The 18,112-nt window shown below is 67.6% G+C and carries 16 protein-coding genes and 1 pseudogene; 8 read left to right on the top strand and 9 right to left on the bottom strand.

Features of this window, described 5'->3' with window-relative positions:
- The 7 genes and pseudogenes from ACYQ8K_RS19095 to ACYQ8K_RS19125 all read left to right on the top strand — a co-directional run.
- Positions 1–1,555, top strand: a pseudogene (locus ACYQ8K_RS19095) (hypothetical protein); the annotation flags it as partial.
- Positions 1,552–5,193 carry a lipid II flippase MurJ gene (locus ACYQ8K_RS19100; RefSeq protein WP_459971403.1) on the top strand — a complete coding sequence of 1,214 codons (3,642 nt, stop codon included), beginning with the start codon at positions 1,552–1,554 and terminating at the stop codon, positions 5,191–5,193. The pseudogene ACYQ8K_RS19095 and the gene ACYQ8K_RS19100, both read left to right, overlap by 4 nt.
- 79 nt (positions 5,194–5,272) lie before the next feature.
- Positions 5,273–5,857, top strand: a complete 585-nt coding sequence (sigM, locus tag ACYQ8K_RS19105; protein ID WP_459971405.1) for an RNA polymerase sigma factor SigM — start codon at positions 5,273–5,275, stop codon at positions 5,855–5,857.
- 73 nt (positions 5,858–5,930) lie between these two features.
- Positions 5,931–6,701: a hypothetical protein gene (locus ACYQ8K_RS19110; protein WP_459971407.1), complete on the top strand. Its 771-nt coding sequence runs from the start codon at positions 5,931–5,933 to the stop codon at positions 6,699–6,701.
- Between the two features lie 90 nt (positions 6,702–6,791).
- Positions 6,792–7,802 (top strand): thioredoxin-disulfide reductase, encoded by a 1,011-nt coding sequence (trxB, locus tag ACYQ8K_RS19115; RefSeq protein ID WP_459971409.1) that lies wholly within the window; start codon positions 6,792–6,794, stop codon positions 7,800–7,802.
- Positions 7,799–8,152, top strand: coding sequence for a thioredoxin (gene trxA / locus ACYQ8K_RS19120; protein ID WP_459971411.1), 354 nt, complete (start codon positions 7,799–7,801; stop codon positions 8,150–8,152). The genes trxB and trxA overlap by 4 nt, the downstream gene beginning before the upstream one ends.
- A gap of 132 nt (positions 8,153–8,284) precedes the next feature.
- The gene (locus ACYQ8K_RS19125; protein WP_459971413.1) at positions 8,285–9,505 is read left to right on the top strand and encodes an N-acetylmuramoyl-L-alanine amidase; all 1,221 of its coding nucleotides are present in this window, start codon (positions 8,285–8,287) and stop codon (positions 9,503–9,505) included.
- Positions 9,506–9,507: 2 nt separating this feature from the next.
- On the opposite strand, the gene ACYQ8K_RS19130 is transcribed toward ACYQ8K_RS19125, so the two are convergent.
- The 9 genes from ACYQ8K_RS19130 to rpmH all read right to left on the bottom strand — a co-directional run bounded on the left by ACYQ8K_RS19130 (position 9,508) and on the right by rpmH (position 15,944).
- On the bottom strand, positions 9,508–10,260 hold the full coding sequence (locus ACYQ8K_RS19130; protein WP_459971414.1) for an acetyltransferase: 753 nt from the start codon (positions 10,258–10,260) through the stop codon (positions 9,508–9,510).
- A 254-nt stretch (positions 10,261–10,514) separates the two neighbouring features.
- The gene (locus tag ACYQ8K_RS19135) at positions 10,515–11,501 is read right to left on the bottom strand and encodes a ParB/RepB/Spo0J family partition protein (RefSeq protein WP_459971416.1); all 987 of its coding nucleotides are present in this window, start codon (positions 11,499–11,501) and stop codon (positions 10,515–10,517) included.
- Between the two features lie 23 nt (positions 11,502–11,524).
- On the bottom strand, positions 11,525–12,412 hold the full coding sequence (locus ACYQ8K_RS19140; protein WP_459971418.1) for a ParA family protein: 888 nt from the start codon (positions 12,410–12,412) through the stop codon (positions 11,525–11,527).
- A gap of 122 nt (positions 12,413–12,534) precedes the next feature.
- Positions 12,535–13,275 carry a 16S rRNA (guanine(527)-N(7))-methyltransferase RsmG gene (gene rsmG, locus ACYQ8K_RS19145; protein WP_459971420.1) on the bottom strand — a complete coding sequence of 247 codons (741 nt, stop codon included), beginning with the start codon at positions 13,273–13,275 and terminating at the stop codon, positions 12,535–12,537.
- A 72-nt stretch (positions 13,276–13,347) separates the two neighbouring features.
- On the bottom strand, positions 13,348–13,914 hold the full coding sequence (locus tag ACYQ8K_RS19150; protein WP_459971422.1) for a Jag family protein: 567 nt from the start codon (positions 13,912–13,914) through the stop codon (positions 13,348–13,350).
- Between the two features lie 81 nt (positions 13,915–13,995).
- Entirely contained in the window at positions 13,996–15,090 is a 1,095-nt protein-coding gene (gene yidC / locus ACYQ8K_RS19155) for a membrane protein insertase YidC (protein ID WP_459971423.1), read from the bottom strand.
- A complete protein-coding gene (gene yidD, locus ACYQ8K_RS19160; RefSeq protein ID WP_459971424.1) occupies positions 15,074–15,421 on the bottom strand; it encodes a membrane protein insertion efficiency factor YidD in 348 nt (115 codons plus the stop codon). Before yidD ends, yidC begins: the two co-directional genes overlap by 17 nt.
- Positions 15,418–15,777: a ribonuclease P protein component gene (rnpA, locus tag ACYQ8K_RS19165; protein WP_459971425.1), complete on the bottom strand. Its 360-nt coding sequence runs from the start codon at positions 15,775–15,777 to the stop codon at positions 15,418–15,420. Before rnpA ends, yidD begins: the two co-directional genes overlap by 4 nt.
- 23 nt (positions 15,778–15,800) lie before the next feature.
- Positions 15,801–15,944, bottom strand: coding sequence for a 50S ribosomal protein L34 (gene rpmH, locus ACYQ8K_RS19170; RefSeq protein ID WP_003874369.1), 144 nt, complete (start codon positions 15,942–15,944; stop codon positions 15,801–15,803).
- A gap of 597 nt (positions 15,945–16,541) precedes the next feature.
- Between rpmH and dnaA the strand changes: the two genes are divergently transcribed.
- Complete coding sequence (gene dnaA / locus ACYQ8K_RS19175) at positions 16,542–18,077, top strand: chromosomal replication initiator protein DnaA (protein WP_459971427.1); 1,536 nt, start codon at positions 16,542–16,544, stop codon at positions 18,075–18,077.
- Positions 18,078–18,112: the final 35 nt, after the last annotated feature.

Consider the following 18,112-nt stretch of genomic DNA (forward strand, 5'->3'; position numbering starts at 1 on the left):
CATGACGGCCGGCTACGCGGTGCCCGACTCCCCCGCCGGCCCCGCGCTGCGGCCCGGCACCCCCCCCCCCCCGGGGGCCGGGCAGGCCACCGCGACCGAATGGCTGAACCGCCTGCGCGCCCTCGCGCGCCGGACCTGCGTGGCCCCGCTCCCCTACGCGCAGGCCGATCTGGATGCCGTCCAGCGCGTCAACGATCCCGGCCTGAGCGCCATCGCCACCACGAGCGCCAACAGCATCATCGACAAGATCCTGGACGTCTCCTCGGTCCGCGGCGCCACACTGGTGCCCGACGGCCCGCTTACCAGCCGCGCAATCAAGCTGCTCAGCGCCAACGAGAACACCGTCGCGATCTCCGCCACCGACCTGGCGGAGGAGCAGGGTACTTCGGAGACTGCGGTCGACACCGCACCCCGACGGTTGTCCCCACAGGTGGTGGCCGCGCCGTTCGACCCCGCCGTCGGCGCCGCGCTGGCCGGGGCGGGGATCAACCCCGAGGTGCCGACGTACCTGGACCCGTCCCTAACCGTTCGCCTCGGGCACGATTCGGTGACCGCGCGCCGCCAGGACGCCCTGGGCTCGATCTTCTGGCACGCGCTGCGCCGCGACGACCCGCGCACCCAGATCCTGATGCCGCCCACGACGTGGAACCTGCAGGCCGACGACGCACAGGTCATCCTGACCGCGCTGACCACCACCATCCGCTCCGGCCTGGCGGTGCCGCGCCCGCTGCCGGCTGTGATCGCGGAGGCCAACCAGGCAGCGCAGGCACACCCCGGACCCCCGCAGGAGGTCGGCGACTATCCGTCGGCGCGTGGCCAGTTCAGCGACGACGTCACCGCGGGCATCACCGGGCAGGTCGGCCGGCTGTGGGGCTTGACGTCAGCGCTGATGACCGACGATCGCACGGGGCTGACCGGCGTCCAGTACACCGCGCCGCTGCGCGAGGACATGCTGCGCGCACTGAGCCAGTCCGAACCGCCGGACACCCGCAATGGGTTGGCCCAGCAGCGCCTGGCGTTGGTCGGTAAGACGGTCAACGACCTGTTCGGCGCGGTGACGATCGTCAACCCGGGCGGCTCCTACACCCTGGCCACCGAGCACAGCCCGTTGCCGCTGGCGCTGCACAACGGGCTGGCCGTACCGATCCGGGTGCGGCTGCATGTGGACGCGCCGCCGGGCATGAACGTCACCGACGTCGGCCAGATCGAATTGCCGCCGGGTTACCTGCCGCTGCGCATCCCGATCGAAGTGAACTTCACCCAGCGCGTCGCCGTCGATGTCACCCTGCGGACCGCCGACGGTCTGCGGCTGGGCGACCCAGTGCGGTTGTCGGTGCACTCCAACGCCTACGGCAAGGTCCTGTTCGCGATCACGCTGTCGGCCGCGGCGGTGCTGGTGCTGCTGGCCGGCCGCCGGCTGTGGCACCGCTTCCGCGGCCAGCCCGACCGCGCCGACCTGGACCGCCCCGACCCACCCGATGCCCGGCACGCCGCCGAAGCCCGCCATGCGCGCGACGAGGCCGACCAACCGGCCGAACAAGAGCACCGCGTATGACCCCCGCCTATCGGCAGGCCCAACCACACCACCGCCTGCCCGAACCGTCGCGCCCTTCCCGGACGCAGGGCTCACCGCCGACCGGCCCGCTGCCGCCCGTTGCCGCCGAGATCGACCGTCGGCGCCCCGAGCTGTCCGACGCGGCGCTGGTGTCGCGGTCGTGGGGCATGGCCTTCGCCACGTTGATCAGCCGGCTCACCGGCTTCGCGCGGGTGGTGCTGCTGGCCGCGATCCTGGGCGCCGCGTTGTCCAGCGCGTTCTCGGTGGCCAACCAGCTGCCCAACCTGGTGGCGGCGCTGGTGCTGGAGGCGACGTTCACCGCGATCTTCGTGCCGGTGTTGGCGCGCGCCGAGCAGAGCGACCCCGACGGCGGCGCGGCGTTCGTGCGGCGCCTGGTGACGTTGACGACGACGCTGCTGGTCTTCGCCACGGCGCTGTCCGTGGTGGCCGCCCCCCTGCTGGTGCGGCTGATGCTGGGCCGCAACCCGCAAGTCAACGAGCCGCTGACCGTCGCGTTCGCCTACCTGCTGCTCCCCCAGGTCCTCGCCTACGGGCTGACGTCGGTGTTCATGGCAATCCTGAACACCCGCAACGTGTTTGGGCCCACGGCGTGGGCACCGGTCCTCAACAACGTGGTCGCGCTGGTCACCCTCGGGGTCTACGCGCTGGTGCCCGGTGAGCTCTCGGTCGATCCCGTCCGGATGGGCAACGCCAAGCTGCTAGTGCTCGCCGTCGGCACCACGCTGGGCGTGTTCGCCCAAACCGGGCTGCTCCTGGTGGCGCTGCGCCGCCAGCGGGTCGACCTGCGGCCCCTGTGGGGAATCGACCAGCGGCTCAAGCGCTTCGGCACGATGGCCGCCGCGATGGTGCTCTACGTGCTGATCAGCCAGCTCGGCCTGGTGGTCGGCAACCAGATCGCCAGCACCGCGGCGGCGTCCGGCCCGGCGATCTACAACTACACCTGGCTGGTCCTGATGCTGCCGTTCGGCATGATCGGCGTGACGGTGCTGACCGTGGTTATGCCGCGGCTGAGCCGCAACGCCGCCGCCGACGACACCAAGGCCGTGCTCGGCGACCTGTCGCTGGCCACCCGGCTGACGTTGATCACGCTGATCCCGATCGTGGCATTCATGACCGTCGGCGGTCCCGCGATGGGCAGCGCGCTGTTCGCCTACGGCCATTTCGGCAACGTCGACGCCGGATACCTGGGCGCCGCGATCACCCTGTCGGCCTTCACGCTGATCCCCTATGGCCTGGTGCTGCTGCAGCTGCGGGTGTTCTATGCGCGCGAACAGCCGTGGACGCCGATCGTCATCATCCTCGTCATCACCGCCGTCAAGATCCTGGGCTCGGTGCTGGCGCCGCACCTCACCCATGACCCCAAGCTGGTGGCCGGTTTCCTGGGGCTGGCCAACGGTGTCGGCTTCCTAGCCGGCGCCGTCATCGGCTACGTCCTGCTCCGACGCACCCTGTTGCCGGCTGGCGGCCACCTGATCGGCGTCGGCGAAGTCCGCACCATTCTGGTGACGCTCACGGCATCGATGCTGGCCGGATTAGTCGCCCATGTGATCGACCGGCTGCTCGGGCTGGACGGGCTCACCGAGCACGGCGGCGCCGCTTCCCTGCTTCGGCTGTTGGTGCTGGGGCTGATCATGCTGCCGATCACGGCCGCGGTCATGCTGCGCGCACAGGTCCCCGAGGCGCGGGCGGCGCTGGACGCCCTCCGGTACCGCATCACGGGCCGCGGACCGCGCCCGCGCAAACCGCGTGCCAAGGATCGATCGTCTCACCGGCGCCCCGTCACGTACCCTGAGCAGAGGAATTCGTCCCCGCCTGGGGTAAATGCGGTCCAGGAGCCGATCCGGCGCAGGCCTCCGGAGCGGGCTAACCGAGCCCGGCTAGTGAAAGGACTGGAGGTGACCGACCGCCCGATGGAGAGCGCAGCTCCCAGCGCTGGGCCTGGCACAGGCTCAGGTACGCCGCTGCCGCGGCCGGTCGCCGACGACTTCCAGCCCGACATCCCGGCCGACCAGCCCAAGCGGCCCACCCCGCGGCCGGCCGACAAGGCCAACGGCGATATTTCGGGAGAAGCCCGGCGCGCACCGACCCCGTTCGAAGCCCCGCGCGAACGTTCCGCGGATTCCGCCGGAGACGACGTGCACCTGGTTCCCGGCGCCCGCATCGCCGGCGGCCGCTACCGGCTGCTGGTGTTCCACGGCGGCGCCCCACCACTGCAGTTCTGGCAGGCGCTGGACACCGCGCTGGACCGGCAGGTGGCGCTGACCTTCGTCGACCCGGACGGCGCCCTGCCCGACGAGGTCCTGCAGGAGATCTTGTCGCGCACCCTGCGGCTCAGCCGCATCGACAAACCCGGCATCGCCCGCGTGCTCGACGTGGTGCACACCGGCTCGGGCGGCCTGGTGGTGTCCGAGTGGATTCGGGGCGGCTCGCTGCAGGAGGTGGCCGACACCGCGCCCTCACCGGTCGGGGCCGTGCGGGCCATGCAGTCGCTGGCCGCTGCCGCCGACGCGGCCCACCGCGCCGGCGTCGCGCTCTCGGTCGACCACCCCAGCCGGGTGCGGGTCAGCATCGAGGGCGACGTGGTGCTGGCCTACCCGGCGACCATGCCCGACGCCAACCCGCAGGACGACATCCGCGGCATCGGCGCCGCGCTGTATGCCTTACTGGTCAACCGGTGGCCCATCGTGGAGAGCGGGGTGCGCAGTGGGCTCGCGGCGGCCGAGCGCGACTCGTCGGGCAATCCCGTCGAACCCATGTCCCTCGACCGCGACATCCCCTTCCAGATCTCCGCGGTCGCCGTTCGCGCGGTCCAGGAAGACGGCGGAATACGCAGCGCCTCAACGCTTTTGAACCTACTTCAGCAGGCCACCGCGGTCGCCGACCGCACCGAGGTGCTCGACCCGATCGACGATTCGCCCTCACCGTCGATGGCGATGATCTCACCCGGTCAGGAGCAGGCGACCTTCGCGCGCCGGCGGCGCAACGTGCTCATCGGTGTCGGCGCGGGCCTTGCCGTCATCGTGGTCGCCCTGCTGGTGCTGGCGTCGATCGTGAGCAAGATCTTCGGCAACGTCGGCGGTGGCCTCAACAAGGACGAACTCGGCCTGAACAGCCCGTCGTCGTCGTCCGCGTCGGTGTCGTCGAGCGCACCCTCCGCGGCCGCGGGCAGCGTGGTCAAACCCACCAAGGCGACCGTCTTCTCCCCCGACGGCGACCCCGACAACGCGGGGACGGCCGGCCAGGCGATTGACGGCGATCCCTCCACGGCGTGGGCGACCGAGGTCTACACCGACGCCGTACCCTTCCCCAGCTTCAAGCAGGGCGAGGGGCTGATCTTGCAGCTGCCGAGCCCCACCGTGATCGGCCAAGTCAGCATCGACACCCCCAGCAACGGGACCAAGGTCGAGATCCGCGCGGCCTCCTCGCCGAGCCCGTCGAGCCTCAACGACACGGCCGTGCTGGCGCCGGCCTTCACGCTCAAGCCCGGCCACAACGTGATCCCGGTCAAGGCCGGCGCGCCGACGTCGAATCTGCTGGTGTGGATCTCGACACTGGGTTCCACCAACGGCAAGAGCCAAGCGGGCTTTTCGGAGATCACGGTCCAGGCCGCATCCTGATCCGCGGGCCGTTCCGCCCACTCACACACGCCGTTCCGAGTGAAGTGCCGCGTCATACGCAATTGGTTAATGTCCGGCCGTGGGCTTCGGGAGAAACGCCAAGCAGGAGCGCAGCGATGCCGAGCTGCTGGCAGCCCATGTGGCCGGCGACCGGTACGCGTTCAGCGAGCTGTTCCTGCGGCACCAGCGGCACCTGCACCGGCTCGCCCGGCTGACCACCCGCACCCCCGAGGACGCGGAAGACGCGCTGCAGGACGCCATGCTCTCCGCGCACCGCGGGGCCAGCGCATTCCGGCATGACGCCGCGGTCGGCAGCTGGTTGCATCGCATCGTCGTCAACGCCTGCCTGGACCGCCTGCGCCGCACCAAAGCGCACCCGACCGTGCCGCTGGAAGACATCTATCCGGTGGCCGATCGCACGGCTCAAGTCGAGACCAAGATGGCGGTGCAGCGCGCCTTGATGCGGCTTCCGGTCGAGCAGCGGGCCGCGGTGGTGGCCGTCGACATGCAGGGTTACTCGGTGGCCGACACCGCCCGCCTGCTCGGCGTGGCCGAAGGCACGGTCAAGAGTCGCTGCGCTCGCGCCCGGGTGCGGCTCGCCGAGCTGCTGGGCTACCTCAATGCCGGCGCGCACGCCCTGCCCGACGCCGCCGGCCAGGCCTGACCTTCATCACGCTTAGCCCGCCCCGGCGGGCCATGCGTGGCCATCGGTGCGTGCATGACGGACACTGGGTCCGATGGATGCAGCGGACAACGATGCGGCGGATGACCGCAGCGCGGAGTCAGACCCCCCGCTGACCGTCGAACTGCTCGCCGAACTGCAAGCCGGCATTCTCGACGACGAGGCCGCCGCCCGCGTCCGCAGCCAAGTCCGCGCCGACCCGCACGCCGCCGACGCGCTGGCCGCCTTGAATCGGGTCCGCCGCGACGTCGCCGCCCTCGGCGCCGACCCGGGCGCGGCGCCCGACCCTCCCCCGAAGGTGACCGACCGAATTTCCGCGGCCTTGCGAACGGCGGGGCCGGTGTCCACCGACGCGACCGGGCCGGCCGAGCACTCCGCCCGCCCCCGCATCCGTCCGGCCCGCACCATCGCGGCGGCCACCGGCGTGTGCGCGGCGCTCGCCGCAATCGGGTTCGGAACCGTCGCCCTCCTGCACGCCCCGCAACCCGCCCCGGATACGCCCGGCGATATCCAGCACATCACCGTGTCGACACCGCCGATGGAGATCCCGCTCTCGCAGAACGACGTCCTCGGCCTGCTCAACCGCAGTCCCGACTACGGCACACTCGCCGACCCGGCGCGGCGCGCCTCGTGCCTTACCGGCCTCGGCTATCCCGCGTCCACGCAGGTGCTGGGGGCGCGTCCGGTCGAGATCAACGCCCGCCCCGGCGTCGTTCTGGTCATACCCGGCGACAGCCCGCACATCCTGGCCGTGTTCGCGGTGTCGCCGAACTGCAGCGCCGCCGATACCGGACTACTGGCCAATACCCAGGTCCCCCGCCCCTAATGTGGTCCCATGGGTACGACACACCCGGGAACAGCCGTACCTACGCTGGCGTTTACACAGATCCAGAGACGAATCGCTTGAAAGGTTTTCATGACCGCCGACACAGTGCATGACGTGATCGTTATTGGTTCGGGTCCTGCTGGGTATACCGCGGCGTTGTATGCGGCGCGGGCGCAGTTGGCGCCGGTGGTGTTTGAGGGGACGTCGTTTGGTGGGGCGTTGATGACGACCACCGAGGTGGAGAATTTTCCGGGGTTTCGCGACGGGATCACGGGTCCGGAGTTGATGGATCAGATGCGTGAGCAGGCGTTGCGGTTCGGGGCGGATCTGCGGATGGACGACGTCGAAGCGGTGTCGCTGGCGGGGCCGGTCAAGACGGTGCGCACCGCGGAGGGTCAGACGGTGTCGGCGCGGTCGGTGATTTTGGCGATGGGTGCGGCCGCCCGCTATTTGGGGGTGCCCGGTGAGCAGGAGTTGTTGGGTCGTGGGGTGAGCTCGTGTGCGACCTGTGATGGGTTCTTTTTCAAGGATCAAGATATCGCGGTGATCGGTGGTGGGGACTCGGCGATGGAGGAGGCCACGTTTTTGACCCGGTTTGCCCGCAGTGTGACGTTGGTGCACCGCCGTGAGGAGTTCCGGGCCTCGCGGATCATGTTGGAGCGTGCCCGCGCCAACGACAAGATCACCATCCTGACCAATAAGGCGGTCGAGGCGGTCGAGGGTGAGTCCACGGTGACCGGGTTGCGGCTGCGGGACACCGGCACCGGGCAGGTGTCGGTGTTGGCGGTGACCGGGGTGTTCGTGGCGATCGGGCATGACCCGCGTTCGGAGTTGGTGCGTGATGTGCTCGAGACCGATCCCGACGGTTACGTGCTGGTGCAGGGCCGCACCACGGCCACCTCGATTGATGGGGTGTTCGCCGCCGGAGACCTGGTCGATCGCACCTACCGTCAGGCCATCACCGCCGCCGGCAGCGGCTGCTCGGCCGCCATCGACGCCGAACGCTGGCTCGCCGACCACGAAGAGGACAGCGCCGCCGCGCAGGGTGACGCCACCGAATTTCCGGGCAGTACCGACACATTGATTGGAGCGCCACAATGACCGACGCCGAAAAAGCCGGTGCCACAATAGAAGTCTCCGATGCATCATTCTCCACCGACGTGTTGTCCAGCAATAAGCCTGTGCTGGTTGACTTTTGGGCGACCTGGTGCGGGCCCTGCAAGATGGTCGCGCCCGTTCTCGAGGAAATCGCCAGCGAGCGGGGTGAACACCTCACCGTTGCCAAGCTCGACGTCGATGCCAACCCCGAAACCGCGCAGAACTTCCAGGTGGTCTCCATTCCCACCCTGATCCTGTTCAAGGACGGGCAGCCGGTGAAGCGGATTGTCGGCGCGAAGGGCAAGGCGGCTTTACTGCGTGAGCTCTCGGACGCGGTGCCCGACCTCAGCTGACATTCATTTAATTCGTCGCACCACGCCCCGCGCATAGCCTGGGGTTTTCCCGAATTTACGAAGCGTCTGCGACAATACGGTTAGCTGTTGCCTACATCTGAGCTTGTCAGTCAGTCCCGGAGGGCCCTTGGTATGTCGAGTCCGCGCCGCGAATACGGCGACGCGCTGCGCTGTGGTGACCGCAGCGCTGCTGTGACCGAGATCCGGGCAACGCTGGCCACACTGGGCCTGCTGGATAGCTCCGAGGACGATCTCGATACCGGGCGGCACGTGGCCCTCGAACTTTTCGATACCGAACTTGACCAGGCGGTTCGCGCCTTCCAGCAGCATCGCGGTCTGCTGGTGGACGGCATCGTCGGCGAGGCCACCTACCGGGCGCTCAAGGAGGCGTCGTACCGGCTCGGTGCCCGCACGCTGTATCACCAATTCGGTGCCCCGCTGTTCGGCGATGACGTCGCCACGCTGCAGGCGCGGCTGCAGGACCTCGGCTTCTACACCGGTCTGGTCGACGGCTACTTCGGGTTGCAGACCCACAACGCTTTGATGTCATATCAGCGCGAGTATGGGCTGTCTGCCGACGGCATCTGCGGCCCGGAAACGTTGCGCTCCTTTCACTTCCTGAGTTCACGGGTCACCGGCGGATCACCGCACGCGCTGCGAGAGGAGGAGCTGGTTCGCTCGTCCGGTCCCAAACTGTCGGGCAAGCGGATCATCATCGATCCGGGCCGCGGCGGCGCGGACCATGGCGCGATCATGCAGGGCCCGTCGGGACCGGTCAGCGAAGCAGATGTGTTGTGGGACTTGGCCAGCCGCCTCGAGGGACGGATGGCCGCGATCGGCATGGAAACCTTCCTGTCCCGACCGGTCAGCCGCAGCCCGCTCGACGCCGAACGCGCCGCCACCGCGAACAACGTCGGCGCCGACCTGATGATCAGCCTGCGCTGCGAAAGTCAGATCAGCGCAGCCGCCAATGGGGTAGCTTCGTTCCATTTCGGCAACTCACATGGATCGGTCTCCACCATCGGGCGTAATCTTGCGGACTTCATCCAGCGAGAAGTGGTGGCGCGCACCGGTTTACGGGACTGCCGCACGCACGGCCGGACATGGGACCTGCTGCGGCTGACCCGGATGCCGACGGTCCAGGTCGACGTCGGCTACATCACCAACCCGCGGGATCGCTCGATGCTGGTCTCGACCCAGACCCGGGATGCCATCGCCGAGGGAATCCTCGCCGCGGTGAAGCGGCTCTACCTGCTGGGCAAAAACGACCGTCCCACTGGCACATTCACTTTCGCCGAATTACTGGCCCACGAACTGTCGGTGGAACGCACCAGCCAACTCGGCGGCTCCTAGGCCTAACCACCCTGGGTGGTTTTCAACGCATTCGCCGTCGTGGACCCCGCGCCTACCGGCTGCTCCAAATGGGCGTTCTCGAGCAGGCGTTCCAGGGCGGCCTCCACTTCCGCCTTCCACCCCAGGCCCTTGTCGAGTTCGAGCCGCAGTCGCGGGAAGTACGTATGCGGCGCTACCACAACGAAACCCGCGTCCTTCAGGAATTCCGCATCCATCACGCAGTGATCGACCGAGCAGTCGCCGACGGCTTCCAGGACCGGCCGCACGTCCGGACCGACGAGGCGCGGATCCTGCAATTCCGAAGCCGCCGGCGTTCGGCCGAACGCTTCGAGCGCGCGCACGCCGCGGCGCACCAGTTCGTCGATGACCCGGGCGATCAATCCGTGCGGTAGGTCGTCGGCGGCCGGCCCCGGTTCGATGCCCATCGACGTCAACAGCACCGCGTCCGCCGACACCGGACCGGTCGGGAATCGCTGTGCCCGGGGCACCGCCCGGGGCGGTGCATAGAAGACGTAGCCCAAACACGGCGGCTCGGCGTGGCTTCGCTCGTCCGGGACGGCGGTCGCGATCTGCCCGCACGAGCCCCACTCCAGCATCACCATCGACAGCCACGCTTCTTTTTCGAATTCGGGGTCGGTGAGGTGGTCCTGATTACCGAGGGTCGCGGGATCGACCTCCCAGAAGACGCACCGGCGTGCGTGCTTGGGAAGCTGCTCGAACGCCTCGAGCCGTAGCGGCATGATTCGAGCGGACACTAGCCTCCTGGCTCCTGTGCGGCACTGCAGCGATCTGCACCGACAACCCCTCCAGAATAGGAGAGGTTGTTGGGATCGGGCCAGCTTTGGCCTGGCCACGGCAGTTGGCGGGCCCGAACGGCAGGCGCTGCGCCGCCGTCACGCGCCTACGGTCGAAAGTGGTTGATGCGCATGCTGTTTCGTCGGACCGGAACACCTGGGATACGCGAAAACCGCCGCGGTGTCACAGTGACGTAATTACACGGTGTCCTAGTTCATGCCTTGGGCGGGGACATGACGTCGATGATCCGCTGCAAATCGTCCACCGAACCGAACTCGACGACGATCTTGCCCTTGCGTTTTCCCAGACTGACCGTGACCCGGGTGTCGAAGGCCGTCGAGAGCTTGTCAGCAACATCCTGCAGGCCCGGCATCTGGATCGGCTTGCGACGCGGGGCCGTCGGCGTGGCCGGGCCGCCCCGGTTGGCCAAGGTGACCGCCTCTTCGGTGGCCCGCACCGACAGCCCTTCGGCGACGATCCGCGTGGCCAGCTCCTCCTGGGCTTCGGGGCCCGCCTCCAGCGACAGCAGTGCGCGCGCATGACCGGCGGACAGCACTCCGGCGGCCACCCGACGCTGCACCGCGATCGGCAGCTTGAGCAACCGGATCATGTTGGTGATCAACGGCCGCGATCGGCCGATGCGCGCGGCCAGTTCATCGTGGGTGACCCCGAACTCGTCGAGCAACTGCTGGTAGGCGGCCGCCTCTTCCAACGGATTCAGCTGCACCCGGTGGATGTTCTCCAACAGGGCGTCACGCAGCAGATCGTCGTCGCCGGTCTCGCGCACGATGGCCGGGATGGTCGCCAGGCCGGCTTCTTGGGCCGCGCGCCAGCGCCGCTCCCCCATCACGATCTGATAACGCGCACCGCTCGCTGAATCCTTGACGGCCCGCACGACGATCGGCTGCAAGAGGCCGAACTCGCGGATGGAGTGCACCAGTTCCGACAGCGCCTCCTCGTCGAAGACCTGCCGGGGCTGACGCGGGTTGCGTTCGATGTCGGCCGGCGGGATTTCGCGATAGACCGCACCCACCGACGACGCGTCCTGCGGCGGCGGTCCCCCGATCAGTACGTCGGCGGCGGCGTCGCCCATCCGCGGGCCGAGCGTCGCCGGTCCGGAGTCACCCTCCGCGGGGCCGGTCGGAATTAGCGAAGCCAGGCCCCGGCCGAGGCCGCCCTTCTTGCGTAACGGCTGCGTCATAGTCGTCCCTTCGCGGATGGTGGTCAATCGCGCTCGGCGAGTTCGCGGCTCGCATCGAGATAGCTCATCGCCCCGCGTGAACCGGGGTCGTAATCGATGATGGTCATGCTGTAACCGGGTGCCTCGGAAACCTTCACGCTGCGCGGAATCACGGTGCGCAACACCTTGCTGCCGAAATACCGGCGTACCTCTTCCGCCACCTGGTCCGCGAGTTTGGTGCGGCCGTCATACATGGTCAGCACGACGGTGGTCACCTCGAGCTTGGGGTTGAGGTGAGCTTTCACCATCTCGATATTGCGCATCAGTTGCGAGACGCCCTCGAGTGCGTAGTACTCGCACTGGATCGGGATCATCACCTCCGGCGCGGCGACGAGCGCGTTGATGGTCAGCAGCCCGAGCGATGGCGGGCAGTCGATGAAGACGCAGTCGAAGTCGAGGCTGTCGAGGTCGGCCAGCGCGGTGCGCAGTCGGTTCTCGCGCGCCACCATGCTGACCAATTCGATTTCGGCGCCGGCCAGGTCGATCGTCGCCGGGATGCAGAACAGGCGCTCGTTGTGCGGGCTCTGCCGGAGCGCGTCATGGACGGCGACCTCGCCGAGCAGCACTTCGTATGACGACGGAGTCCCCGATTGCCGGTCCGTGATCCCGAGCGCCGTGCTGGCGTTGCCCTGCGGGTCGAGATCGATGACGAGGGTCTTCAGTCCTTGCAGCGCGAGGGCGGCCGCGAGGTTGACCGCGGTGGTCGTCTTCCCGACCCCGCCCTTCTGGTTTGCGACCGTGAACACCCGGCGATGGGACGGTCGGCGCAGCGGCGGGTAGGTGGTGTGTAGCACCCGCATCGCGCGCTCAGCGGCCGCCCCGATCGGCGTGTCGAATTCGTCCGGTGTTTCACGTGAAACATTCGTCCCCATGGCCGGCGCGGAGGCAACCGGCGGTGGTGCGGATGCATCCGGATTCGCCGCCGCAGCCGGGGCCGCCGCCTGGTGAACGTCTGCCGGGGCCTGCGGAGCCACCGGCCAATCTCCTGAAGAAGTCATCGGGTTCCGGCCTTCCCGGTCCGTGCCGGCTTGTGGTGTGGCGGCTTTCCGCGGCGCGCTGAAACTACGGTTGCGGGGGGACGCAAATAGTTCGCGCCACATGTCACCACCCTGACATCAGCGGCGCCCGATGCTGTCATCACACGCCGGTACTGTTCAACTTCGTCGGAAGCCCGCTCACCCTTGATGGCGAGCATCCGCCCGCCGGGGCGCAGCAGCGGCAAGCTCCACTTCGTCAACTTGTCCAATGACGCAACCGCTCGCGACACCGCAGCATCCCTCTCCCCGAACCGGTTGCGTACCCCCGGCTCCTCCGCACGGCCACGGACCACTTCGACGGCTAACCCTAGTTCGTCGATGACCTCGTTGAGAAATTCGCTGCGCCGCAGCAGTGGCTCGAGCAAGACGACGTCGAGATCGGATCGCGCGATCGCCAAGGGTATGCCAGGCAGTCCCGCCCCGCTGCCGATATCGATGATCCGTTCACCCTGGCCTAGCAGTTCGGTGAGCACCGCGCTATTGAGTATGTGGCGGTCCCACACACGGTCGACCTCTCGCGGGCCGAGGAGCCCGCGTTCCACCCCGGCGGTCGCGAGGAGTTCCGCATAGTGTCGCGCCATCCCCAGCCGGGCGCCGAAGATCGCCGCCGCCGACTTCGGGGCTGGGCCGATCCCCGCGCCCTCCCCCTGCGGGCCCGCCGCGGCGTCGGCGGGACCGACATGTTTCACGTGAAACATCCTCTAGTTGGAGCGTGCACTTGCAACAAGCCGGGTGGGCGACGGGAACTACACCGCTGTAACTCTGGGCGGTCAGTCGTGCAGGACGACCACGCGGCGCGCGGGCTCGACGCCCTCGCTTTCGCTGTGCACCCCGGCGACCGCCGCGACGGCGTCGTGGACGATCTTGCGTTCGAACGGCGTCATCGGCGACAGCTCTTCGCGTTCCCCTGATTCGAGCACGCGGCGCGCGACCTTGTCCCCCAGCGCCGCCAGCTCCTCCCGGCGCCGCCGACGCCAGCTCGCGATGTCGAGCATCAGCCGGCTCCGCACGCCGGTCTTCTGGTGCACCGCCAGCCGGGTGAGTTCCTGCAGTGCGTCGAGCACCTCACCGCCGCGACCGACCAACTTGTTCAAGTCGTCGCTGCCATCGATGCTGACGACCGCCCGGCTGCCCTCGACGTCCAAGTCGATGTCGCCGTCGAAGTCCAACAGGTCCAACAGCTCCTCGAGGTAGTCCCCGGCTATCTCGCCCTCGGCGACCAACCGCTCCTCGAGATCGTCGTTTTCCTCCGCACCGGATTCCGCCGCATCCTCGGCGGCCGCTTGCGTCTCGAGCTCCGTGTCGACGTCACGCTCGGTGGTGTCGGCATCTGTCATGTCTTCTCTCCCTCATTCCATGGGCCCCAGCCCAATTGGGGTCGTCCTATGCAGGCGGCCCCGATAGCTATTCCGCCCGGATCAGCGTTTGCGTTTTTTCGGTCGCGCACCGGGCCGCGGCGTGCGGTTGGTCGGGCCGTCGCCCCCGAAGGTGGCCGGGCCGTCGGCCCGATCGGAATCCGCCACCGCCGAACCGGATGCCTCGATATCGCTGTCAGCCGTCGACGAACCGTTCCCGCCCGGTGATGCCGCCTTGGGGTTCCGCTTCGGCTTCGCGCCCGGCGCCGGCGCGTTAGCCGCGCGGCGTTGGATCGCCTCCCGCTTCTTGGCTTCGTCCTCTTTCTCGATCATCCCGAAGACGTAGTGCTGCTGCCCGAAGGTCCAGATGTTGTTGGCGAACCAGTACAGGATGATCGCGAGCGGAAGGAACGGCCCACCGACCACCACGCCGAGCGGGAAAACGTAGAGCGCGAGTTTGTTCATCATCGCGGTCTGCGGGTTGGCCGCCGCCTCCGGGCTCTGCCGCGCCACCGACGCCCGGCTGTTGAAGTAGGTCGCGACGCCGGCCAGGATCATCACCGGCAGGCCCACCGCGATCACGGCCGGCCGGTCGAAGAGCGTGAACGCGTCCAGACCGGTGCGCTGCGTCATGGAGGCGCCGATGGGTGCGCCGAACAGGTTCGCGTCCAGGAAATGTCCGACGTCGGTCGGGGTGAAGACGTAGTTTCCGGTCAGGCGGTTCTGCGCGACCGACAACTGAGGCTGGCCGAAGCCGCCGGTGGTCCGGTTGAACGAACGCAGCACGTGATACAGACCGAGGAACACCGGGATCTGCGCCAGCATCGGCAGGCACCCCAGGATCGGGTTGAAGCCGTGCTCGCGTTGCAGCTTCTGCATCTCGAGCGCCATCCGCTGGCGGTCCTTGCCGTACTTCTTCTGCAGCGCCTTGATCTGCGGCTGCAGTTCCTGCATCTGGCGGGTGGTGCGGATCTGCCGCACGAACGGCTTGTAGAGCAGCGCCCGGAGACTGAACACCAGGAACATCACCGACAGCGCCCAGGCGAAGAAGTTAGACGGCCCCAGCATGGAGGCGAACAACTTGTACCAAACCCACATGATCCACGACACCGGGTAGTAGACGAAGTCGAGGCTGAAGAAATCAAACAAAAGATCCACTCTCCCCTCGCGCCGCTCGGACAACCGAAGCGCCGCTGGCGTTTTGGCAATTCACGTGGCGTCCGGGGCGGTCCGGTATCGGATCCCATCCGCCTTCATGCCATGGTCCGCACTTGGCGAGTCTGGCCGCAGCCAACCAGCTCCCCCGAATCAGGCCGTACTCGTCGAGCGCATCGACCGCGTACTGGCTGCACGTTGGAACGAAGCGACACGTCGCCGGGCGTAGCGGCGACACCATATGCCGGTACAGCTGGATCAGGAAAATCACTCCGCGGGCGGCGGCCCTTCCGGTCCTACGGGTCAATGCGCGCACCCGCGCGACTGCCGTCACGACTTGCTCCCCGCCGGCGGCACGCGCCGCAGACAACGACGCAGTTCCTGCTCGAGCCGGGCCGAGGATGCGGTGCGGCTGGTGGGCAGCGCACGGATCACCAACTGATCGGATTCACCGAGCTCGCTCAGCAGGGTGCGGGCAACATGCCGCAGCCGGCGCGAGACTCGGTGGCGTTCCACGGCCGATCCGACGGGCTTGCCCACAACCAATCCGACGCGGGGCGCACCGATTTCGTCGCGGTCCATTCCCCGACGGAAGTGCACGACGACGTCGGGCTGTGCCAGACGAATCCCGTGCTTCACCGTCGCGTCAAAGTCAATTGACCGCGTCATGCGGTTGCGTGCGGGAAGCACCGCCGAAAAACCTGACGTTGCGATCAGGCAGAGAGCGCGCGGCGACCCTTGCGGCGCCGACCGGACACGATCGCGCGTCCGGCACGAGTGCGCATCCGCAGGCGGAAACCATGCACGCGGGCTCGGCGCCGGTTATTCGGCTGGAAGGTCCGCTTGCCCTTGGCCACGACGTTCTCCTCGTTGTGTTGCCATCCGGCCGTCAGACGTTTCGCATCGGGCTCGTCCGCGGTTCGACCGGAGGTGGTCTTGGTGCTGCTGGCCGGCGCGGTCCCCAAGTGGTTCGGGTCGCAGCCGTATCGCCGACTTTCGGGCGACTGTTTGAGGGTACTGACGAGCCTTCGCCTGGTCAAACCTGGCTTCCCGCAACGAACCCGCGCGGCGGCCCGCAGAAAGATTTCCGTTTCGCTCACACCCGCCAGGGACGTGGCTACCATAACGAGCCGAAGCAGGCCCCACGTACCCTAAACGACCCGATTGGAATGCAGCGGAACGGTTGGCAGCCGCGCGGAAAACTGTTAGCTTCTGCGAAGTCGTTTTAGACTGAAGCAGCGCTCGACAACGAAGCGAGGATGGTAGATCGACTAGCTGCCTAGACGACCTTTCGAGGTTCTCTTTCAGCGCGGAGATCGCGAGCCGTCGCCGGTAGGTTGTGGCTCACCTACGATCATCCTGTCCACACCTGTGTATAACTATGTGGACAGTTGTTTTGTCGCCAAGCGTGTGTGACTCGGGTCGGGACGTTCGAGAACCAGGGAGATGCGTCGTTGACCGATGACCCCGGTTCCAGTTTCACGACAGTGTGGAATGCGGTCGTTTCCGAACTCAACGGAGAGCCCTCCACGGACGGCATGCCCGCCAACCGCACGACCCTGGTCACCCCCCTCACTCCCCAGCAACGAGCGTGGCTGAATCTCGTTCGCCCGCTGACCATCGTCGAGGGATTTGCTCTGCTGTCGGTGCCCAGCAGTTTTGTCCAAAACGAAATCGAACGACACTTGCGGGCCCCGATCACCGATGCGCTGAGCCGCCGGCTCGGGCAGCAGATCCAGTTGGGCGTCCGCATCGCTCCCCCACCCGACGACGTCGAGGATGCGCTCATCCCACCGGCCGAACCGTTCCCCGGATCCGACCCGTCATTCACCGCTGACGCCGCGGCCGTCGAGACCGAGGAAGCCTTCGAAAACAGCGAGACCGTCAGCGACAACCAGCCGGGCTGGCCGAACTACTTCACCGAGCGGCCGCACGCCATCGATCCGGCCGTCGCGGCCGGAACGAGCCTCAACCGTCGCTACACCTTCGACACCTTCGTGATCGGCGCCTCCAACCGGTTCGCCCACGCCGCCGCCCTGGCCATCGCCGAGGCGCCGGCCCGGGCTTACAACCCGTTGTTCATCTGGGGTGAGTCCGGTCTGGGCAAGACCCACCTGTTGCACGCCGCCGGCAATTACGCGCAGCGGCTCTTCCCCGGGATGCGGGTCAAGTACGTCTCCACCGAGGAATTCACCAACGACTTCATCAACTCGCTACGCGACGACCGCAAGGTCGCGTTCAAGCGCAGCTATCGCGATGTCGACGTGCTGCTGGTCGATGACATTCAGTTCATCGAGGGCAAGGAAGGTATCCAGGAGGAGTTCTTCCACACCTTCAACACCCTGCATAACGCCAACAAGCAGATCGTCATCTCGTCGGACCGGCCGCCCAAACAGCTGGCCACCCTGGAAGACCGGCTCAGGACGCGGTTCGAGTGGGGCTTGATCACCGATGTACAGCCCCCGGAGCTCGAGACCCGCATCGCCATCTTGCGTAAGAAGGCGCAAATGGAACGGTTGGCGGTCCCCGACGACGTCCTCGAGTTGATCGCCAGCAGTATCGAACGCAACATCCGAGAGCTCGAGGGCGCCCTGATCCGGGTGACCGCATTCGCGTCGCTGAACAAGACGCCGATCGACAAGTCGCTGGCCGAGATTGTGCTGCGCGACCTGATCGCCGACGCCAGCACCATGCAGATCAGCGCGGCCACCATCATGGCGGCCACCGCCGAATACTTCGACACCACCGTCGAAGAGCTCCGCGGGCCCGGCAAGACCCGGGCGCTGGCCCAGTCGCGCCAGATCGCGATGTATCTGTGCCGCGAACTCACCGACCTATCCCTGCCCAAGATCGGGCAGGCATTCGGCCGTGACCACACCACAGTCATGTACGCGCAGCGCAAGATCTTGTCCGAGATGGCCGAGCGGCGTGAGGTTTTTGATCACGTCAAGGAGCTCACCACTCGCATCCGGCAGCGCTCCAAGCGCTGACTTCTCCGCTCCCCCAACGCTGCGAGCGCTGATTT

Source organism: Mycobacterium sp. MUNTM1 (assembly GCF_054660795.1).